Annotated in this window: 20 protein-coding genes; 14 read left to right on the forward strand and 6 right to left on the reverse strand. The window is 69.0% G+C overall.

The annotated features are described in order from the left end of the window. Nucleotides 1-252 precede the first annotated feature (252 nt). Genes ACWGE0_RS13440 through ACWGE0_RS13450 form a run of 3 tightly spaced genes read right to left on the reverse strand, consistent with a single transcriptional unit; the run spans nucleotide 253 to nucleotide 2,525 of the window. Nucleotides 253-1,182, reverse strand: coding sequence for a hydroxymethylglutaryl-CoA lyase (locus ACWGE0_RS13440; RefSeq protein WP_452261186.1), 930 nt, complete (start codon nucleotides 1,180-1,182; stop codon nucleotides 253-255). Then, nucleotides 1,169-1,693, reverse strand: a complete 525-nt coding sequence (locus ACWGE0_RS13445; RefSeq protein ID WP_452261187.1) for a PH domain-containing protein — start codon at nucleotides 1,691-1,693, stop codon at nucleotides 1,169-1,171. Before ACWGE0_RS13445 ends, ACWGE0_RS13440 begins: the two co-directional genes overlap by 14 nt. 13 nt (nucleotides 1,694-1,706) lie before the next feature. Further along, nucleotides 1,707-2,525: a biotin--[acetyl-CoA-carboxylase] ligase gene (locus ACWGE0_RS13450; protein ID WP_452261188.1), complete on the reverse strand. Its 819-nt coding sequence runs from the start codon at nucleotides 2,523-2,525 to the stop codon at nucleotides 1,707-1,709. Between the two features lie 117 nt (nucleotides 2,526-2,642). Here ACWGE0_RS13450 and ACWGE0_RS13455 point away from each other — a divergent pair, with 117 nt between their 5' ends. Together ACWGE0_RS13455 and ACWGE0_RS13460 are read left to right on the forward strand one after the other, a co-directional pair. Next, complete coding sequence (locus ACWGE0_RS13455; protein ID WP_452261189.1) at nucleotides 2,643-4,289, forward strand: acyl-CoA carboxylase subunit beta; 1,647 nt, start codon at nucleotides 2,643-2,645, stop codon at nucleotides 4,287-4,289. Further along, the gene (locus ACWGE0_RS13460; RefSeq protein WP_452261190.1) at nucleotides 4,286-4,519 is read left to right on the forward strand and encodes an acyl-CoA carboxylase subunit epsilon; all 234 of its coding nucleotides are present in this window, start codon (nucleotides 4,286-4,288) and stop codon (nucleotides 4,517-4,519) included. The genes ACWGE0_RS13455 and ACWGE0_RS13460 overlap by 4 nt, the downstream gene beginning before the upstream one ends. Here the strand turns inward: ACWGE0_RS13460 and ACWGE0_RS13465 are convergent. Beyond that, on the reverse strand, nucleotides 4,516-4,905 hold the full coding sequence (locus tag ACWGE0_RS13465; RefSeq protein WP_452261191.1) for a hypothetical protein: 390 nt from the start codon (nucleotides 4,903-4,905) through the stop codon (nucleotides 4,516-4,518). The genes ACWGE0_RS13460 and ACWGE0_RS13465 overlap by 4 nt on opposite strands. 77 nt (nucleotides 4,906-4,982) lie before the next feature. On the opposite strand from ACWGE0_RS13465, the gene ACWGE0_RS13470 reads away from it, so the two are divergent. The 3 genes from ACWGE0_RS13470 (at nucleotide 4,983) to ACWGE0_RS13480 (ending at nucleotide 8,418) form a co-directional block, all read left to right on the forward strand. Next, nucleotides 4,983-6,392, forward strand: coding sequence for an MFS transporter (locus ACWGE0_RS13470; RefSeq protein WP_452261192.1), 1,410 nt, complete (start codon nucleotides 4,983-4,985; stop codon nucleotides 6,390-6,392). Beyond that, complete coding sequence (locus tag ACWGE0_RS13475) at nucleotides 6,352-6,951, forward strand: Maf family protein (RefSeq protein WP_452261193.1); 600 nt, start codon at nucleotides 6,352-6,354, stop codon at nucleotides 6,949-6,951. The genes ACWGE0_RS13470 and ACWGE0_RS13475 overlap by 41 nt, the downstream gene beginning before the upstream one ends. A 180-nt stretch (nucleotides 6,952-7,131) precedes the next feature. Further along, on the forward strand, nucleotides 7,132-8,418 hold the full coding sequence (locus ACWGE0_RS13480; RefSeq protein ID WP_452261194.1) for a dicarboxylate/amino acid:cation symporter: 1,287 nt from the start codon (nucleotides 7,132-7,134) through the stop codon (nucleotides 8,416-8,418). On the opposite strand, the gene ACWGE0_RS13485 is transcribed toward ACWGE0_RS13480, so the two are convergent. Then, on the reverse strand, nucleotides 8,415-9,071 hold the full coding sequence (locus ACWGE0_RS13485; RefSeq protein WP_452261195.1) for a hypothetical protein: 657 nt from the start codon (nucleotides 9,069-9,071) through the stop codon (nucleotides 8,415-8,417). The genes ACWGE0_RS13480 and ACWGE0_RS13485 overlap by 4 nt on opposite strands. A gap of 133 nt (nucleotides 9,072-9,204) precedes the next feature. Between ACWGE0_RS13485 and ACWGE0_RS13490 the strand changes: the two genes are divergently transcribed. The 8 genes from ACWGE0_RS13490 to ACWGE0_RS13525 all read left to right on the forward strand — a co-directional run bounded on the left by ACWGE0_RS13490 (nucleotide 9,205) and on the right by ACWGE0_RS13525 (nucleotide 15,951). Continuing rightward, on the forward strand, nucleotides 9,205-10,974 hold the full coding sequence (locus ACWGE0_RS13490; RefSeq protein ID WP_452261196.1) for an acetyl/propionyl/methylcrotonyl-CoA carboxylase subunit alpha: 1,770 nt from the start codon (nucleotides 9,205-9,207) through the stop codon (nucleotides 10,972-10,974). A gap of 166 nt (nucleotides 10,975-11,140) precedes the next feature. Then, the gene (locus ACWGE0_RS13495) at nucleotides 11,141-11,527 is read left to right on the forward strand and encodes a DUF1707 SHOCT-like domain-containing protein (protein WP_452261197.1); all 387 of its coding nucleotides are present in this window, start codon (nucleotides 11,141-11,143) and stop codon (nucleotides 11,525-11,527) included. Then, nucleotides 11,506-12,303, forward strand: a complete 798-nt coding sequence (locus ACWGE0_RS13500) for an HAD-IA family hydrolase (RefSeq protein WP_452261198.1) — start codon at nucleotides 11,506-11,508, stop codon at nucleotides 12,301-12,303. The genes ACWGE0_RS13495 and ACWGE0_RS13500 overlap by 22 nt, the downstream gene beginning before the upstream one ends. Before the next feature lie 10 nt (nucleotides 12,304-12,313). Further along, a complete protein-coding gene (locus ACWGE0_RS13505; RefSeq protein WP_452261199.1) occupies nucleotides 12,314-12,880 on the forward strand; it encodes a GNAT family N-acetyltransferase in 567 nt (188 codons plus the stop codon). A gap of 6 nt (nucleotides 12,881-12,886) precedes the next feature. Continuing rightward, the gene (locus ACWGE0_RS13510) at nucleotides 12,887-13,468 is read left to right on the forward strand and encodes a DUF3558 domain-containing protein (protein WP_452261200.1); all 582 of its coding nucleotides are present in this window, start codon (nucleotides 12,887-12,889) and stop codon (nucleotides 13,466-13,468) included. 97 nt (nucleotides 13,469-13,565) lie between these two features. Beyond that, on the forward strand, nucleotides 13,566-13,931 hold the full coding sequence (locus tag ACWGE0_RS13515; protein WP_452261201.1) for a transcriptional regulator: 366 nt from the start codon (nucleotides 13,566-13,568) through the stop codon (nucleotides 13,929-13,931). Nucleotides 13,932-13,933: 2 nt separating this feature from the next. Next, nucleotides 13,934-15,142, forward strand: a complete 1,209-nt coding sequence (locus ACWGE0_RS13520; RefSeq protein WP_452261202.1) for a PPE domain-containing protein — start codon at nucleotides 13,934-13,936, stop codon at nucleotides 15,140-15,142. Further along, nucleotides 15,142-15,951, forward strand: coding sequence for an ESX secretion-associated protein EspG (locus ACWGE0_RS13525; RefSeq protein ID WP_452261203.1), 810 nt, complete (start codon nucleotides 15,142-15,144; stop codon nucleotides 15,949-15,951). Before ACWGE0_RS13520 ends, ACWGE0_RS13525 begins: the two co-directional genes overlap by 1 nt. 381 nt (nucleotides 15,952-16,332) lie before the next feature. On the opposite strand, the gene ACWGE0_RS13530 is transcribed toward ACWGE0_RS13525, so the two are convergent. Continuing rightward, nucleotides 16,333-16,782 carry a gamma-glutamylcyclotransferase family protein gene (locus tag ACWGE0_RS13530; RefSeq protein WP_319967584.1) on the reverse strand — a complete coding sequence of 150 codons (450 nt, stop codon included), beginning with the start codon at nucleotides 16,780-16,782 and terminating at the stop codon, nucleotides 16,333-16,335. Between the two features lie 109 nt (nucleotides 16,783-16,891). On the opposite strand from ACWGE0_RS13530, the gene ACWGE0_RS13535 reads away from it, so the two are divergent. Beyond that, the gene (locus tag ACWGE0_RS13535) at nucleotides 16,892-18,295 is read left to right on the forward strand and encodes an NAD(P)H-quinone dehydrogenase (RefSeq protein ID WP_452261204.1); all 1,404 of its coding nucleotides are present in this window, start codon (nucleotides 16,892-16,894) and stop codon (nucleotides 18,293-18,295) included. The last annotated feature ends 8 nt before the right edge of the window (nucleotides 18,296-18,303 follow it).

An 18,303-nucleotide genomic window follows, 5' to 3' on the forward strand; every position in this document is an offset into this window, starting at 1 on the left:
TGGGCTTCATCGTATTCGTGTTTGGTGTTGTTATCCAAACTCTCGTCTTTTGGGGCGCGCTCTGGTACGGCTTGTGACGGGACCACCCACCCGAACCGCACCACCTACGCAACGCAACTCCGCCCAACGCAACAGGCGTGCCATCAACCCGCGCACGGCGGAGGACAAGGTCCTTGATCAGATTGGCGGGGTCCGGGGCGGAGCCCCGAAATCCCTAAACCGGAACCAACGCACCCAACCGGACCACCGCGACTACTTGGTCAACGCCCGAACCACCCGAGAAGGACTGGGCCGCCCCAACTGCTCAGCCATCCACACCGAGCACTCGACCAGCCGATCCAGATCAACCCCGGTCTCGATCCCCAACCCGTCCAACATCCACACAAGATCCTCAGTAGCCAGGTTCCCCGTAGCCGACTCCGCATACGGGCACCCCCCAAGCCCCCCAGCCGAAGAGTCCACAGTCGTGACCCCGCAACGCAAAGCCGCCAACGTGTTGGCCAACGCCTGCCCATACGTGTCGTGAAAGTGCACCGCCAACGCGGAAACATCCCGGAACCCCTCCAAAAGGGACTCCACCTGCCCAGGCGTGGCAACACCGATCGTGTCCCCGAGCGACACCTGCGAGCAGCCCATCTCCAGCAGCCGCTCCCCCACAGCCACCACCTGCGCCCGGGAAACCGCCCCCTCCCAGGGATCCCCGAAACACATCGACACGTACCCGCGCACATTCAGCCCAGCAGCCAGCGCCCGCGACACCGTCGGCTCGAACATCTCGAACTGCGAGTCCAACGTCCGGTTCAGGTTCCGAGCAGCAAACGTCTCCGTGGCCGACGCGAAGATCGCGATGTGCGAAACCCCGGCCTCCAACGCCCGGTCCAGCCCGCGCTCGTTGGGCACCAGAACCGGATAGACCACCCCAGGCCGCTGATCCAGCCCAGCCAGCAACTCAGCAGCATCAGCCAGTTGCGGCACCCACTTGGGATGCACGAACGAGGTGGCCTCCAAAACGGACAGTCCGGCATCAGCCAGGCGAGCCAGGAACTCCAGCTTCACCGAGACCGGCACCACCACCGACTCGTTCTGCAGCCCGTCCCGAGCCCCGACCTCCCAGATCGTCACCCGCGAGGGCAGCGATCCAGAGCCGACAACATCAGGCAGACCAACCTCACGCGCGCCCATCAACAGTCCTCGGGTGGAAGTCGTCATCGGGGTTGTCGTTGACCTCGCGGTACAACAGGGAGTGCACCTGCTCCACGGCCGGGATGTCGTCGAACTCCAACGGCTCGTCCGACGCCGACTCGATGATCAGCGTGCCGCAGCCCAGCACCCGGTCGAGCAGGCTGTGCTCGAACCGGACGCTGTTGACACGTGACAGCGGGATGTCCAGGCCGGTGCGTTTGAACACGCCCTCGCGCGCCATCACGCGGTCCGACGTGACGATGAAGTGCGTCGTCCGCCAGCGCACCACCGGGGTGATGGTCAGCCACATGATCAGCACGACGCCGACCACGGCCAGCGCCACCCACGCGATGGTGGCCCACGACTGGTCCACGACCAGACCGGCCAGGTAGGTGCCGATCGCCACCACCACCAGCAGCCAGAACACCGGGAAGATCAGCATCTTCCAGTGGGGGTGCTTGTGGATCACGACGTGCTCGCCTGAGCTCAGCAGGTCGTCGGGATAGGCCATGAGCCAACCCTAATCACGCCGGACGCAAATGCACCACGTCACCTGCGGACACGCCGTGGTCCACCCCATCGGTGCCCCGCACGACCAGCGTGCCGTCGGGCTCGATGCGCTGTGCCACACCCGTTAGCTGCACGCCGCCGGCCAGTTCCACACGCACGCGGACACCAACCGTTGCCGAGTGCTCCTGGTACTCCTCCAGCACGCCGGACTCGACCGCGTCGCCGCCGTTCTTGCGCCACACGCCTTCCAGCTGGGCCAGTTCGACGAGCAGCCGGAACGCCAGCTCGCCACGATCCAGTTCGGCGGCGCCCACGTCCTCCAGCGACGTCGGCGCGAGGCCGCCCGGCGCGGGCTGCACGTCGTCCGGCAGCTTCGCCACGTTCAGTCCGATGCCGACGACGACGGCCTGCGCGACGCCGGCGGTGATCTCGGACAGAATGCCCGCGCCCTTCTCCGCCTTCGGGCCGAGCAGCAGGTCGTTCGGCCACTTCAGCGAGGCCTCGACGCCGACCGACTGGGCGACGCGCACCAACGCGAGACCGGCGATCAGGTTGAGCCACGGCAACTGCCGCGGCGGCACGTCGGTCGGCCGGAACAGCACGCTGACGTAGAGCCCGCCCTGCGGCGACGACCAGGTGCGGCCGCGCCGGCCCTGCCCGGCGGTCTGCTCCAGCGCGATCAGCACGGTGCGATCCGCCGCGCCGGCCGCAGCGGCCGTGGCGAGATCCGCGTTCGTGGACTGAGTGCTCTCCACGACGTCGAGAGCGGCGTACGGGCCGTTGGGTGCTACCAGCCGTGCGCGCAGCGCCTCGGCGTCGAGTGCGGTGTCCATCGCGCCAGGCTATTGGAACGAGAGAGGGTACGTGCGATCAGAGATGACCAACAGATTGCCGTGACCTGGACAACTGCACGGGGCAGTTCAGCAATGCTCTCGTTAGGCTGCGGGCCCATGAGCAGTGCGACCGAGCCGATCGGGCACGTCCCCACCGACGCTTCAGGCGTCCCGGACGTCCACACCACCGCGGGCAAGCTCGTTGACCTCTACCGGCGCAACGACGAGGCGGTTCACGCCGGCTCGGCACGCGCGGTCGAAAAGCAGCACGCGAAGGGCAAGAAGACAGCCCGCGAACGCATCGACCTCCTGCTCGATCCCGGATCGTTCGTCGAGCTGGACGAACTCGCCCGGCACCGCTCCACGAACTTCGGCCAGGAGAAGAACCGCCCGTACGGCGACGGCGTGGTGACGGGCTACGGCACCGTCGACGGCCGCCCGGTGTGCGTGTTCTCCCAGGACGTCACGGTCTTCGGCGGCTCGCTCGGCGAGGTGTACGGCGAGAAGATCGTCAAGATCATGGATCTGGCGATCAAGACCGGCCGCCCGATCGTCGGCATCAACGAGGGCGGCGGCGCGCGCATCCAGGAGGGTGTCGTCTCGCTCGGCCTCTACGGCGAGATCTTCACCCGCAACGTCCGCGCGTCCGGCGTGATCCCGCAGATCTCGCTGATCATGGGCTCCAACGCCGGCGGGCACGTCTACTCCCCCGCGCTCACCGACTTCGTGGTGATGGTCGACCAGACCTCGCACATGTTCATCACCGGCCCCGACGTCATCAAGACGGTCACCGGCGAGGACGTGACGATGGAGGAGCTGGGCGGCGGTCGCACGCACAACACGAAGTCCGGCAACGCGCACTACCTCGGCAACGACGAGGAAGACGCGATCGCGTACGTCAAGGAACTGCTGTCGTACCTGCCGTCGAACAACCTCTCGGACACGCCCGCGTTCGAGGGCACGCTGGCCGAGGGTTCGCTCACCGACTCCATCACGGACGAGGACCGCGAGCTCGACACGCTGATCCCGGACTCCGCGAACCAGCCGTACGACATGCACGAGGTCATCAACCGCGTGCTCGACGACGGTGACTTCCTGGAAGTCCAGCCGCTCTTCGCGCCGAACATCCTGGTCGGCTTCGGCCGCGTGGACGGCCAGAGCGTCGGTGTCGTCGCGAACCAGCCCACGCAGTTCGCCGGCTGCCTCGACATCGACGCCTCCGAGAAGGCCGCGCGGTTCGTGCGCACCTGCGACGCGTTCAACATCCCGGTGCTGACGTTCGTCGACGTGCCCGGCTTCCTGCCCGGCACCGACCAGGAGTGGAACGGCATCATCCGCCGCGGCGCCAAGCTGATCTACGCCTACGCCGAGGCCACCGTCCCGCTGGTCACCGTCATCACGCGCAAGGCGTACGGCGGCGCGTACGACGTCATGGGCTCCAAGCACCTCGGCGCGGACATCAACCTCGCGTGGCCGACCGCGCAGATCGCCGTGATGGGCGCCTCGGGCGCCGCGAACATCGTGCACCGCAAGACTCTCGCGGCGGCCGCTGCCAACGGCGAGGACGTCGACGCCCTCCGCGCACAGCTCCAGCAGGAGTACGAGGACACGCTGTGCAACCCGTACCAGGCCGCCGAGCGCGGGTACGTCGACTCGGTGATCCCGCCGTCGTACACCCGCGGTTACGTGGCGCGGGCGCTGTCGATGCTGCGGGACAAGCGGGAGACGCTGCCGCCCAAGAAGCACGGGAACATCCCGCTGTGAGCGCGCCGGACGAGAAGGCCCAGGAAAAGCCGCTGCTCAAGGTCGTCAAGGGCACGCCGGACGACTACCAGCTGGCTGCTTTGACGGCAGTCATCGCCGGGCTCGCTTCAGCCGCGCCGATCGAGGACAAGCCGAAGCAGCGTTCGGAGTGGGCGAACCCGGCACGCCGGGTTCGGCGGCCGTTGCAGCACGGACCGGGCGCCTGGCGTGCGTCCGGCTTCCCCGGCTAGGAGCAGTCGACCCGGCGACTGGTGACGTTCAGGCCGACGGCGACTTCGCGACAGCGGACCTCGCCGTCGACCTCGAGCTTCAAAGTCCAGAACTCGCTGCCGTACGCATCGGTCTTCTTCAGCACCCGCACGTTGTCCTGGTCGACCGGCTGTTTGTCGCGCACGGCGGACACGACCTGGCTGAGCAGCGCGTTCTCCGCGCGGTCCGCCGTGTCGGCGAACGGCCACACCGGGACTCCATAGCCAATGGGGTCGCTCGCGAGCACGCTTCCAACGGCCCACGATCCAATGAGGCCGCCGAGCACGACGAGCAGGGCCGCGATCCGTCTGCGCTTGCCTTCGCGATCGGAACCGCGTTCGGTGAGGACAAGCACCCAGCGCTTCACTTGGTCGAGGGTGCCGATGGAAGAGGTGATCGCGCATCAGTAGTACTACTCGAACGGACCGCGAGAACTGGCGGACCGTGTACGCGCTGTGCATCGGCTTCTTCATGACGCTGCTGGATACGACCATCGTGAACGTCGCGATGCCCTCGATGATGACGGGCCTGAACGCGACCCTGAACGACGTCATCTGGGTCGCCAGCGCCTACCTGCTGGCCTTCGCCGTGCCGTTGCTGCTGACCGGACGGCTCGGCGACCGGTTCGGGCCGAAGCGGCTGTACGGCATCGGGCTCGTGCTGTTCGTGCTGGCGTCGCTGGCCTGCGGTCTCGCCACCAGCGCGGAAGCGCTCATCACGGCCCGCGTCTTCCAGGGGCTCGGCGCCGCGGCCATGACACCGCAGACGATGGCGTTCATCACGCACCTGTTCCCGGCGGCCAAGCGAGGCGCCGCGCTCGGCATGTGGGGCTCGGTCGCCGGGCTCGCCACGATCTCCGGCCCGTTGCTCGGCGGGGTGCTGGTCACGCACCTGGGCTGGCAGTGGATCTTCTTCGTGAACCTGCCGATCGGCGTGCTCGCGCTGGTGCTGCTGATCATGTGGGTGCCGGACTACCAGCCCGGCCGCGCGCCGAGGTTCGACGTGCTCGGTGTCGTGCTGTGCTGCCTGGGGCTCGGGCTGCTGGTGTTCGGCATCCAGAACGGCGAGCACTACGGCTGGGGCCAGGTCGCGGGACCGCTCACGATCACCGAGATCATCGCGGCCGGCGTGCTCCTGCTCGCGGCGTTCGTGCTGTGGCAGGCGTCGGCGCGCAACCCCGAACCGCTGCTGCCGCTGCGGATCTTCCGCAACCGCAACTTCTCGCTCGGCAACGTCGCGAACATCATGATCGGGATCACCGTGACCGGCCTGTTCGTGCCGCTGACGCTGTTCCTGCAGACCGTGCCGAAGCTGTCGCCGCTGATGGCGGGCCTGGTCACGGCACCGGCGTCGCTGATGTCCGGGGTGGTCGCGATCTTCGCGGGGCGGCTGTCGAACCGGGCAGGCGCCAAGTACCTGCCGATCACCGGGTTCGTGCTGCTCGCGCTGGCCATCGGCGCGATGACGTTCCTGCTGACCGACGGGTCGCAGTGGGTGCTGCTGCCGTCGATGATCGCCGCCGGCACCGGCATGGGACTGGTGTACTCGCCGCTGACGAACATCTCCACGCGGACGCTCGACCGGTCGCTGCTGGGCGCCGGATCCGGGATCTACAACACCTCGCGGCAGTTCGGGAACGTGCTGGGCAGCGCGGCGACCGGTGCCGTGCTGCAGATCGTGCTGTCGGCGACAGGTGACTTCACCAGCGCCGTGCGGGCGGCGTTCTACCTGCTGCTGGCCGCGCTCGCGGTCGGGCTCGTCGTCGCGTTCGCCTTTCGGCAGGGAGTTCCCGACCCCGTGAAAGACTCCGCGCGTGCGACTGATCCTGGCCTCCCAGTCACCCGCCCGTCTTAGCGTCCTGCGGTCCGCGGGCATCGAGCCCGTGGTCCGGGTCTCCGGTGTCGACGAGGACGCGCTCGTGGAGTCGCTCGACAACCCGACGCCGGAGGACACCGTCGTCGCGCTGTCCGCGGCGAAGGCGGAGGCGATCGAGCTCGACGACGAGTGCGTCGTGGTCGGCTGCGACTCGATGCTGCTGTTCGAGGGCGAGCTCGTGGGCAAGCCCGGCACGGCCGAAGTGGCACGCGAACGGTGGCGCCGGGTCTCGGGCAAGAGCGGCGTGCTGATCACCGGCCACACCGTGCTGAAGGTCTCCGGAGGCGTGGTGGTCGACCGCGCCTCGGCCGCCGAGTCGACGACCGTGCGGTTCGGCACGCCGTCGGACGAGGAGCTGGAGGCGTACATCGCGACCGGCGAGCCGTTGCACGTCGCGGGCGGCTTCACGATCGACGGGCGCGGCGGCTGGTTCATCGACAGCATCGACGGCTGCCACACGTCCGTCATCGGCATCAGCCTGCCGCTCACCCGAAGGCTGCTCAGCCAGGTGGGTGTTTCCGTGTCCACACTCTGGTAGTCCTGGTCACAGTTCACCCGATCAGGGAAGACTGCCCTCAACGCCGGCGTTGGGGGCTAGCGGTGAACGAGTACTTGACGCGTCGCAGGCACATCGACCTGGCACGCAGGACGAGCACGGGCTGTCGGAGCTAACCGCTCCCGGCCCCCTTTCGCTCATCCCTGCACAGGAGATGTTCCAGTGTCGCTCGTTCAGACCTACCGCAAGCCCAAAGTCTTCGGCCTGACAGTGCTCGCCGCGCTCGTTCTCGGCGCGCTGGCCGGCTGGCTCGGCAAGGGCACGTGGCTCGCGCCCGTGCTCGCCAAGATCGGTTCCACCTTCACGGCGCTGCTGCAGCTGACCGTGATCCCGCTGGTGTTCACCGCGATCGTCGTCGGCATCGCGTCGCTGCGGAACCTCGGCGGCGGCCGCACCGCCGCGCGGCTCGGCGGCAAGACGTTCCTGTGGTTCGCCATCACGTCGTTCATCGCGGTGCTGATCGGCATCGCGGTCGCCTCGATCATCAAGCCCGGCGCGGGCCTGCAGATCGAACCCGCCGCCGGCGCGGTCGACAAGCTGGCCAAGCGCGCGTCCGGCTCGTGGCAGGCGTTGCTCGACAACCTGGTGCCCACCAACATCTTCAGCTCGTTCACCGAGGGCGACGTGCTGCAGGTCGTGTTCATCGCGGTGCTGGTCGGCTTCGCCGCCTACGCGCTCGGTGAGAAGGCCGCGCCGTTCACGAACCTGGTGAAGTCGTTCTTCGAGATCGTCCAGAAGGTCGTCGGCTGGATCATCCTGCTGGCACCGATCGGCATCTTCGGTCTCATCGGCAACGCGGTCGCCTCGTACGGCAACTCGTTCGTGAAGCCGCTGTTCTCGTTGATCCTGGCCGTGTACATCGGCACGCTGCTGGTGCTGTTCGTCGTCTACCCGATCCTGCTGAAGTTCGTCGGCAAGACCTCGCCGGTCGAGTTCTTCCGCAAGGCGGGCACGGCGATCCAGTTCGCGTTCGTGTCGCGGTCCTCCGGCGCCACGCTTCCGTTGTCCCGCAAGGCGGCCACGGACCTCGGCGTCCCGAACGAGTACGCGAACTTCGCCGTGCCGCTGGGCACCACGACCAAGATGGACGGTTGCGCCGCGGTCTACCCGGCCGTCGCGACGATCTTCATCGCGAACCTGTTCGGCATCCAGCTCTCGGTGTGGCAGTACGTCGGCATCGTGCTGGTCGCGGTGTTCGGCGCTTTGGCCACCGCCGGAACGACCGGCTGGTACACGATGCTCACGCTGACGTTGAGCGTCGTCGGCCTGCCGCCGCAGGTGATCGCGACCGGTGTGGCCGTGGTCTACGCGATCGACCCGATCCTCGACATGATCCGCACCGCGACCAACGTGGCAGGGCAGATCACCGTGCCGGTGCTGGTGGCGCGCAGCGAGAACCTGATCGAGGAGCCCGCCGCCCCGGCCGAGAAGGACCTCGTCAACGCCTAACTGTCCGCGCAGGGACGGAGCTGCGACATCTTCGGCACCGGTGCAGGCCAGCCAGCGAGCTGCTCCCGCGCCGGTGCCGCCGTCGTACAGCCGAGGTTCGGTCCCAGCACGGAGAACACCTGCACGAACGTGTCCCTGCACTGGCCGTCGCAGGCGAACTGGGCGGCGACGACGTCCGCCGTGCCGTCCTCGTTGACGTCGTGCAGCCCGAGATATCCAGCGCTGGACTGGTAGGCGGTCTGCACGCGCGACCACGTTCCGTCCTTGCGCACCAGCACCTCGCCGAGGGCCTTGCCGCCCTGCACCCCGTGCACCAGGCACACGCTGACCTCCGCCTCCACACAGCGCAGGGACTTGTCGTCGACCACCGCGCCGGACTCGGCGATGGTCATCTCGAAGATGAACGGTCCGGACGCGCCGGTCACCCTGATCCGCCCGCCGCCGGTGCCGCCGAGCAGTTCCACCAGGTCCTTGCCGACCGACTTGCCGATGATGACCTGGCAAACGGTCGTACCGCAGCGCATTCCTCCGTCGGTGCCGGATTGACCTGAATCGGTGTTGTTCGGACGCTGGAAATAGGCGAACACCACCCCCGCGACGACGACCACGGCGGCTACGACGGCGATCACCTGCACGGACCTGGTTCCACCCACATCGCAGATTGTGGCCGATGGGCCCAGGATGGATGTGAAGTGAGCCGTCTCTCCCTCTCGGAGTTCACTGATTTCCGTAGACTGCGGCACCAGCCAGAGCCGTAATTACCGGTCCAGCAGGAGGTACGACGCCGTGTCGCTGCGCAAGGTCCTCATCGCGAACCGCGGTGAGATCGCCGTCCGGGTCATCCGCGCCTGCCGTGACGCCGGTCTGACGAGCGTCGCCGTCTACGCCGATCCCGACCGGGACGCGCCGTTCGTCCGGCTCGCCGACGAGGCGTTCGCGCTCGGCGGCAACACGCCCGGCGAGAGCTACCTGTCGTTCGAGAAGGTGCTGGCCGCCGCCGCGCAGTCCGGTGCCGACTCCGTGCACCCCGGTTACGGCTTCCTCTCCGAGAACGCGGAGTTCGCGCAGGCCGTGATCGACGCGGGCCTGATCTGGATCGGCCCGACCCCCCAGGCCATTCGCGACCTCGGCGACAAGGTGACCGCGCGGCACATCGCGATGCGTGCGGGCGCACCGCTGGTGCCCGGCACGAAGGACCCGGTCAACGGACCGGACGAGATCATCGCGTTCGCCTCGGAGCACGGCCTGCCGGTCGCGATCAAGGCGGCGTTCGGCGGTGGCGGCCGTGGCCTGAAGGTCGCGCGCACGATGGAAGAGATTCCCGAACTGTTCGACTCCGCGGTCCGCGAGGCCGTCACGGCGTTCGGCCGCGGCGAGTGCTTCGTCGAGCGCTATCTGGACAAGCCGCGCCACGTCGAGGCGCAGGTCCTCGCCGACACCCACGGCAACGTGATCGTCGTCGGCACCCGCGACTGCTCGTTGCAGCGCCGGCACCAGAAGCTGGTCGAGGAGGCGCCCGCGCCGTTCCTCACCGACGAACAGCGCGCCACGATCCACTCCTCGGCTCGCGCGATCTGCCTGGAAGCCGGCTACCACGGCGCCGGCACCGTCGAGTACCTCGTCGGCCTCGACGGGTCGATCTCGTTCCTCGAGGTCAACACGCGCCTGCAGGTCGAACACCCGGTGTCGGAGGAGACGACGGGCCTCGACCTGGTGCGCGAGCAGTTCCGCATCGCCGCCGGCGAGAAGCTGCGGTTCACCGAGGATCCCACGCCGCGCGCGCACTCCATCGAGTTCCGCATCAACGGCGAGGACGCGGGCCGCGGCTTCCTGCCCGCGCCGGGCACGGTGACTTCTTTCGTGGCGCCGTCCGGTCCCGGCGTGCGCGTGGACGCCGGTGTCGAGAGCGGTTCGGTGATCGGCGGGCAGTTCGACTCGTTGCTGGCCAAGCTGATCGTGACCGGCGAGAACCGCGACGAGGCACTGGCCCGCGCCCGCCGCGCGCTGGACGAGATGGTCGTGGAGGGCATGGCGACCGTGCTGCCGTTCCACCGCGTGATCGTGCGGGACGCGGCGTTCACCGCCGAGAAGCCCGAAGGATTCACTGTGCACACGCGGTGGATCGAGACCGAGTTCGACAACCAGATCGCGCCGTTCGCGGGTGGTGGCTCGGAGGCTGACGAGGAGGCGCCGCGGCAGACCGTGGTGGTCGAGGTCGGCGGGCGCCGGCTCGAGGTGTCGCTGCCTGGGGATCTCGCGGTTGGTTCGCGGCCGGCGGCTGCGGGTGGCGCCAAGAAGGCCAAGTCGAAGCGCGCGGGTGGCAGCTCGGCCGCGGTCTCGGGTGACGCGGTGGCGGCGCCGATGCAGGGCACGATCGTGAAGGTGGCCGTCGAGGACGGGCAGACCGTCGAGGCGGGCGAGCTGATCGTGGTGCTCGAGGCGATGAAGATGGAGAACCCGGTGACGGCGCACAAGGCGGGCACCGTGACGGGGCTGGCCGCTGCTCCTGGTGACCCGATCACGCAGGGCACCGTGATCTGTGAGCTGAAGGACTGAGCTGAAGGACTGCGCGCGCAGGCTCACGCAGAGGTCCCCCTGGCTGGTGGATCCCCCGCGACCCAACGTACTCGCGGGGTCTGACAGTGACGGCCGATCGAGGCTGTTGGCTGTGATCTGGGCGCTGACGGACTGACCCGGCGGGTCGCTCACCTACGATTGCAGGGTGAGCGACCCTTCACGGGACATCCGCATCGGTGACACCGAGCGGCATCAGGCGTTGCAGGTGCTCGGCGAGCACATGAGCGCCGGGCGCATCGATCTCGAGGAGTACGGCGCGCGGTCCGCGAAGATCACCACCGCGAAGACGCGCGGTGAGTTGATGGCGTTGTTCTTCGACCTGCCGGATCCGCGGCCGCAGTTCGCCGCGCCGATGGCGATGTTCCCGGAGCCGTCCAAGGCGCCCGCGCGCACGTGGGAGGGCATGGTCATTCCCGCGGTCGGGGTGATCGTGGTGATCGTGTTCTTCGTGGCGCTGCGGAATCCGTTGATCTTCCTGGCCATCCCCGCCGTGGCGTTGCTGTGGGGGCAGTGGAACGGACGCCGACGCTGAAACCGTTGTTGTTGCTCGATCTCGACGGCGTGCTGCGGGCGTACCCGCCGACGCCACCGGAGATCGCGAAAGTCGCCTTCGAGCCGACGCTCCTACGCCGGGCCGTCACCGGGCAGATCACCGACGCGCAGTGGCACGACGAGATCGCGAAGGTGGTGCCGCGCTCGGCGGTCGAGGCGTGGGCGGTCACGGGTGAGGTGATCACCGAGGCGTTGGCGTTGGTGCGGACGGCGCGACGACAGTGCTTCGTGGCGTTGCTGTCCAACGCGACCACGCGACTGGAAGCGGACCTGGCCCTGCTCGGCCTGGACGTCGAGTTCGACGCGATCTTCAACTCGGCGCGGCTCGGTGTCGCGAAGCCCGACCTCGCGATCTACCGGCGGGTGCTGGACGAGCTCGGTTACTCGACCGCGGTGTTCTGCGACGACTCGGCGGAGAACGCGGCCGCTGCGGCTGAGGCGGGGCTGGACGGCGTGCACGTGCCGGACACGGCAGCGCTCAGGACCGCGCTGGCGGTGCGCGGGCTGATCCCGGCGACGGTGTTGCTGATCCTTCCGGACCGCGACGAGGCCGAGCAGCTGGCGGCCGAGCTGCTGGCGGACGGCTGGGGGCCGTGCGCGGTGCACCGGGACATGCTGGCGGGCGAGGACGACGCCGAGGACGTGGACTGGGTGATCGAAGTCACCACCGCGCCGGACGGCACGCCGGCGTCCGCGCACCGGGCTGGGCTCGATGATCTGGCGGCACAGCACGACGGGTTCACGAGCGAGAGTTAGCCTTCCGGCCGTGGAGCCAGTCGAGATCAACGCGGGCGAGTACTACCTGCGCGCCTTCCGCCACGACGACCGCATCAGCGACGTCCAGGCGATCGTCGAGGCGTTCGCGGACGAGGACACCCGTCGCTACCTGCCGCGGGCGAGGATCGACGGGGCTCCGGCCGCAGAGATCTTCATCCAGTACCTGGACGACGGCTGGAAGCACGACTCCCGCTGGTCGTGGGCGGTGTGCGAGGCGACCACGGCCGAGGTGCTGGCTGGTGTCGTCATCCGGGACGTCGATCTCGGCTTCGGGCTCGCCGAGGTGATGTGCTGGACCCAGCCGAAGCACCGCGGCAAAGGGGTGCTGCCCGCCGCGCTGAACTCCGTGCTGAGCTGGGCGTACGGAGCGATGGAGATCCACCGGATCAGCTACCGGCACGCCGTGTCGGACCAGGCGGCGCAGCGGGTCGCGGAGAAGTGCGGGTTCACCCTGGAGGGTCGTCTTCGCGAGGAGGCGATCGTCGATGGTCAGCGAGAAGACGTGTTGTTGTGGTCTCGCCTGGCTGCAGACCCCGTCCCAGAGCAGCTACGGTGACCGGCCATGCGGATCCCCGCGCTCCTCGTCGTCGTGGTGGCGCTGGCCGGATGCACGGCCGCGCCTGAGCAGAGCTCGCTGACCACCCCACCGCCGCCCCCGCCGCCTACGACGTCCGTCTCGCGGATGGACTTCCCGCAACGGCCGCGCGACGTGCCGCTCGACGCCGTCGACCCGTGCGCGGTGCTCAGCCCCGACCAGCTCACGTCGTTGAGCCTGGACAACCCGCCCAGCGCGTACGTGGAGTCGAGCTTCGGCGGCGCCAAGGCGTGCACGATCCGCAGCACGACCAGCGGCAACGTCGCCCGCCTCGCGCTGGTGCTGGTCTCGGGGGCCGACGTGTGGCTCTCCGACAACGCCCAGGTGGAGTACAGCGTGAGCTCGATCGAGGGGTTCGCGGCGATTACCGTCCGCACACCCGACGTGCACGACGTCTGCAACGTGGAGATCGACGTGGCCGAGGGTCAGTTCCTCGACGTCATGTTCCGCGACGGCGGGAATTCCACTGCGGTGCAACAAGATCATCTTTGCCTCGGCGCCCAGCGGGTGGCAGAGGCGGCGATGGCCAGTTTGCTCCAGAAGCGCTGACCCACACGGGCGGATGTCACTGATCGCACTCCCCAGCGTTACCTTCGGTGGTTAGAGTGACGAAGCGCTTGTACGCACAACCGCCGGAGGTTTCACCATGCCGCCAGGGGGACGCAGCGGGGCAGACTCCTCGCCACCCGTCAGCCACGAGCTCAGTGTGGAACCAGAGGCGATTCCCGCGTTGCGCAACACGTTCTCCGCCGCGCTCACCAAGCTCGACAAGCAGATCGAGATGGCGATCACGGAGTTCCGCGTGCGGCCGTGGGCGGGCGACCCGGTCAGCCAGGAAGCCGCCGAGAAGTTCAACGACCGGTCGATCAGCGACGGCGACTCGGGGCTGCAGGCGCTGCTGAACTACCAGAAGCAGCTCAAGACCGCGATGGACAACCTCAACCAGATCGAGCGCCAGTACAAGGTGGTCGAGGGTGACAACACGGGCATGATGAACAAGAGCGGGTGCTGACCATGGCAGACCACCGCTGGCAGGGTTACAGCCACAAGGAACTCTACGAGCGCATCCACGCAGGTCCGGGCCCCTCCGCGTCGTTCGCGTCGATGGAGCGCTGGCAGGGCGTGTCGGCCGCGCTGACCGAGATCAACGACGACCTGCACTCCGGCATCGCCTCGTCCGGCGCGAAGTGGACGGGCAAGGCCTCCGAGATCGCGCAGGCCGGCCTGAACCCGATCGCCGCGTGGGCCGACAGCGCCCGCACCGGCTCGGACGTGATGCGCTACTCGGCCGAGCTGCAGGCGGGCTACGTCTCGAAGGTCCGCGCGGACATGCCGGCCCCGGTCAACGTGACCGCGGAGCAGCCGGGTGCCCTGGTCACGGGCCTCACGCACCTCTTCGGAGGCCAGACCGACCACGAGAAGCAGGAGGCGGCCCAGGACGCCGCCGAGCGCCGCGCCCGTGAGGTCATGTCCACCTACGCGTCGTCCACGACGTCGAACACCTCGACGCTGGGCCAGTTCAGCCAGCCGCCGCAGCTGCAGATCAGCGGTTCCTCCGTGGTGCACGGTGGCGGTACGCAGGTCGGCACGGCCGGGGGCTGGGTCGGCGGCCCGCTCGGCTCGACCGGTGGCGTCACGCGCACCGGCCGCACCGGTTCGGGCACTCGCGGGACCACCACCCCGCCGCCGCGCAGCACGACCACCTCGGGTTCTCCGACGCGCACCTCGGGCGTGTCGGCACCCGCCGCCTCGACTTCTTCCTCGAAGGGCACGACGACCTCGGTGTCGTCGGCCGGCACGTCCGGTCCCGGCGGCACGGGCGGCACGGGCACCGCGGGTGTCGCCCTGCCGGGTCAGCGCTCCGGCCGTTCTGGTTCGGGCTCCGGTTCGGAACCGAAGCAGATGGAGGAGGGCGCGACCGCCGCGTCCGGGGCCGCGATGGGCTCGGTCATGAACCACGGGCACGCAGCCGGTGTCGCCAACGCCTCCGGGTCCGCCATGGGCCCGATGGGCACGGTCGGCGCGTCCAACAACGACCAGGTGCACCGCAGGGTCGTGCCGATGCCGCAGTCGTTCGACCCGTTCGGCGGCATGGGCCCCCGCAAGGGCGAGGACGAAGAGGACCTCGAGCACAAGGCTGCCGACTACCTCCGTGAACGGGACGACATCTACGGCGTCGGCAGCTACACGATGCCGGTAATCGGGGAGAGCACGACCGACTGATGACTCTGTTCGGCTTGGACGCCGGGACGAGCGACACGCGCGACCCGGTGGTCATCTCCACGCTGGAGTTCGACGTCCTCTGGGAACACCTGGGCCTGGAGACGATGCCGCTCGTCCTGAAGGTCCCCTCGCCCGGCAAGACCCGCGAGGAGCGCAGGGGCATCGAGGACCAGGTGTGGCGCCAGCTGGGAGCCCGCGGCCTGGGCGGCCCGCGTTCCCTGGACCCGACCCTCGAAGACCTGCTGCACGTCCTGAACCGGCCGCAGCAGGAAATCGACGCCCGCATGTGGCTCGGCGAACGCAGCGTCCGCCTCCTGGCCGCCGGCAAGGGCCAGGCAGGCGTGCTGGCCGTGCTGGACACCGGCCAGCTGGTCCTGCGCCCGGCAGAAGCCGACGGCCTGCCCCGCGAGGCCCTCACCGCCCTGCCCACGGCAGCCGCGGGCGAGGGCCACTCGATCACCCTGCCCTCGGCCGACCTGGACGCGGCAGCCGCCTCAGCGGCCTCGCCGGAGGACCTGGAGTCGGCGCTGCTGAGCCGCGGCGTGCGCACCCAGGACGCCCACACGCTGGCCGAGATGGTCCGCGACGCCTCGAATCGAGGCCAGTTCGGCGCGGCCGCCCGCGACAAGTGGGGCAAGCGGGTGCGCCCGGACCGCGTCGTGGCGTTCTACGACACCCCGAAGGGCCGCTACCTGCAGATGCGCCGGGCCACGGACGGGCAACCGCCCTGGTCGACGATCACCCCGGTCGACTACCGGCGGCTGCACCACCACCTGGTGGAGCTGCTGGCGGAGGCCGCGGGCTCGTAGCGGGTCAAGGGCCGGGGCTGCGGGTGCGCGGCGCACCCGTCATCGCGATGCGGATGCTGGCGTGTCGAGACCTCGGCCACCCGGTCAACGGGCGATGCGAAGCGAGCCGGCACACGAGGATGCGGCGATGGGTGCTCTGCCGGAATCGCCATGCTGGGTGAGCCCGTAATCGTCGCGCAGCGGCGATGCACCCCACGCCTCGTCAATGCCCGCGCAACCACCCGTGCAAGGTGAGATGCGCACGGCATGCGACCACCCCGTGGAACGTGACCATGCGCACGCGAGCCGACCCGCACAGCCCAGCGGCCAACCCCGGGCCCGGCGGACGCGTGTCGGCTGCGGCCCGTTGCCGGGCCGCTCACCCCACCTGACCAGCCAGGATCAGGGCCCGATGCCGGAGCAGGGGCGGGTCCTCAGGTCGTTCACGTAGTCGTCCGGCGCCCCGGCAGCCTCCGCCGCGTCGGCGACCACCCCGATGTAGCGGGCGGACGGCAGCCCGCCCTCGTAGGCGTCGAGCACGTAGAGCCAGGCCACCACGGACCCCTCGAGGGTCTGCACGCGCAGCCTGATCTTCTTGTAGAGGCCGAGCGCGCCCTCCCAGCGGTCCAGGCGCGACTCATCGCGAGGCGAGACGTCGTAGAGGACGCAGAACGTCTGCTGGTCAGGCTCCTCGACGATCGTCGCGAGAGCGCCCTCCCAGCCGAGGTCCTCGCCACCGAACGTCAGACGCCAACCGACGAGCCAACCGGTCCCCGCGAGCGGGGAGTACGGGGCTCGCTCCATCATCTGGTTCGGATCCATGTTCGACCCGTACGCGGCATAGAGCGGCACGTCCGACAGCGTAGCGACCCAACGATCAGCTTTCGGTACTGACGACACGGGCGATTCGGCCAACACGTACGGTTGAGCCGGCCAGCAAGCGCGCAGAAGGGAACTGATCGTGACCCGCATCGTCATCATGGGCGGCGGCCCCGCAGGTTACGAGGCAGCCCTGGTCGCGGCGCAACACGGCGCCGACGTGACCGTGGTCGAGAACGACGGCGCCGGTGGCGCGTGCGTGTTGTACGACTGCGTGCCGTCCAAGACCTTCATCGCTTCGGCGGGCGCTCGCAGCGCCTTCCGCAACGCCGGTGAGCTGGGCATTCAGACCAACAACGACCAGGCCGCGGTCGACCTGCCGGTCGTTCACGGACGGGTCAAGGGCCTCGCCCTGGCGCAGTCCGCGGACGTGCGGGCGCGGCTGCAGCGCGAGGGCGTGCGGCTGATCAACGGGCGCGCGAAGTTCGCGGACGACTCGCGCGGGCTCGCCCAGCACCGGGTCGTCGCGATCAGCGCGAGCGGTGAGGAAGAGATCCTCAGCGCCGATGTGGTGCTCATCGCAACCGGTGCCACGCCGCGCGTGCTCAACGGCGCCGAGCCGGACGGCAAGCGGATCCTCACCTGGCGGCAGATCTACGACCTGCCGGAACTGCCCGAGCACCTCGCGGTCATCGGCTCCGGTGTGACCGGCGTCGAGTTCGCCAGCGCCTACACCGAGATGGGTGTGAAGGTGACGATGGTCTCCAGCCGGGACCGGGTGCTCCCCCACGAGGACGCCGACGCGGCCGTGGTGCTGGAGGACGTGTTCGCCGAGCGCGGCACGGCAGTCGTCAAGCACGCCCGCGCGGACCGGGTCGAGAACACCGGCGACGGTGTCCTGATCCACCTGGAAGACGGTCGCACGATCGAGGCATCGCACGCCCTGATGACCGTCGGCTCCGTGCCGAACTCGACCGACATCGGTCTCGAGAAGATCGGCATCGAGCTCGGCCGCGGCGGGTACATCCCGGTCGACCGGGTCAGCCGGACCAACGTCAGCGGCGTCTACGCGGCCGGCGACTGCACCGGTGTGCTGCTGCTCGCGTCCGTGGCCGCCATGCAGGGCCGCATCGCGATGTGGCACGCGCTGGGCGAGGGCGTCAGCCCCATCAAGCTCAAGACCGTCGCCGCGAACGTCTTCACCAACCCCGAGATCGCCAGCGTCGGCATCAGCCAGCAGGCGATCGACTCGGGTGAGGTGCCCGCGCGCACGATCATGCTGCCGCTCGCCACGAACCCCCGCTCCAAGATGGAAGGTCTGCGCCGCGGCTTCGTGAAGCTGTTCTGCCGCCCTGCCACCGGTGTCGTCATCGGCGGCGTGGTCGTGGCGCCGAACGCGAGCGAGCTCATCCTGCCGATCGCGCTGGCCGTGCAGAACCAGCTGACCGTCGAGCACCTCGCCACGACGTTCTCGGTCTACCCGTCGCTCTCGGGCTCCATCACCGAGGCCGGCCGCCAGCTCATGCGGCACGACGATCTCGACTAGGTAACACC

Source organism: Lentzea sp. NPDC054927 (genome assembly GCF_053610285.1).

Excerpts from the sequence above, each read along its gene's own strand:
- ACWGE0_RS13440 (WP_452261186.1), bottom strand. The coding sequence starts at position 1,182 with ATGGGCGCGCGTGAGGTTGGTCTGCCTGATGTTGTCGGCTCTGGATCG.
- ACWGE0_RS13445 (WP_452261187.1), bottom strand. The coding sequence starts at position 1,693 with ATGGCCTATCCCGACGACCTGCTGAGCTCAGGCGAGCACGTCGTGATC.
- ACWGE0_RS13450 (WP_452261188.1), bottom strand. The coding sequence starts at position 2,525 with ATGGACACCGCACTCGACGCCGAGGCGCTGCGCGCACGGCTGGTAGCA.
- ACWGE0_RS13455 (WP_452261189.1), top strand. The coding sequence starts at position 2,643 with ATGAGCAGTGCGACCGAGCCGATCGGGCACGTCCCCACCGACGCTTCA.
- ACWGE0_RS13510 (WP_452261200.1), top strand. The coding sequence starts at position 12,887 with ATGCGGATCCCCGCGCTCCTCGTCGTCGTGGTGGCGCTGGCCGGATGC.
- ACWGE0_RS13515 (WP_452261201.1), top strand. The coding sequence starts at position 13,566 with ATGCCGCCAGGGGGACGCAGCGGGGCAGACTCCTCGCCACCCGTCAGC.
- ACWGE0_RS13520 (WP_452261202.1), top strand. The coding sequence starts at position 13,934 with ATGGCAGACCACCGCTGGCAGGGTTACAGCCACAAGGAACTCTACGAG.
- ACWGE0_RS13525 (WP_452261203.1), top strand. The coding sequence starts at position 15,142 with ATGACTCTGTTCGGCTTGGACGCCGGGACGAGCGACACGCGCGACCCG.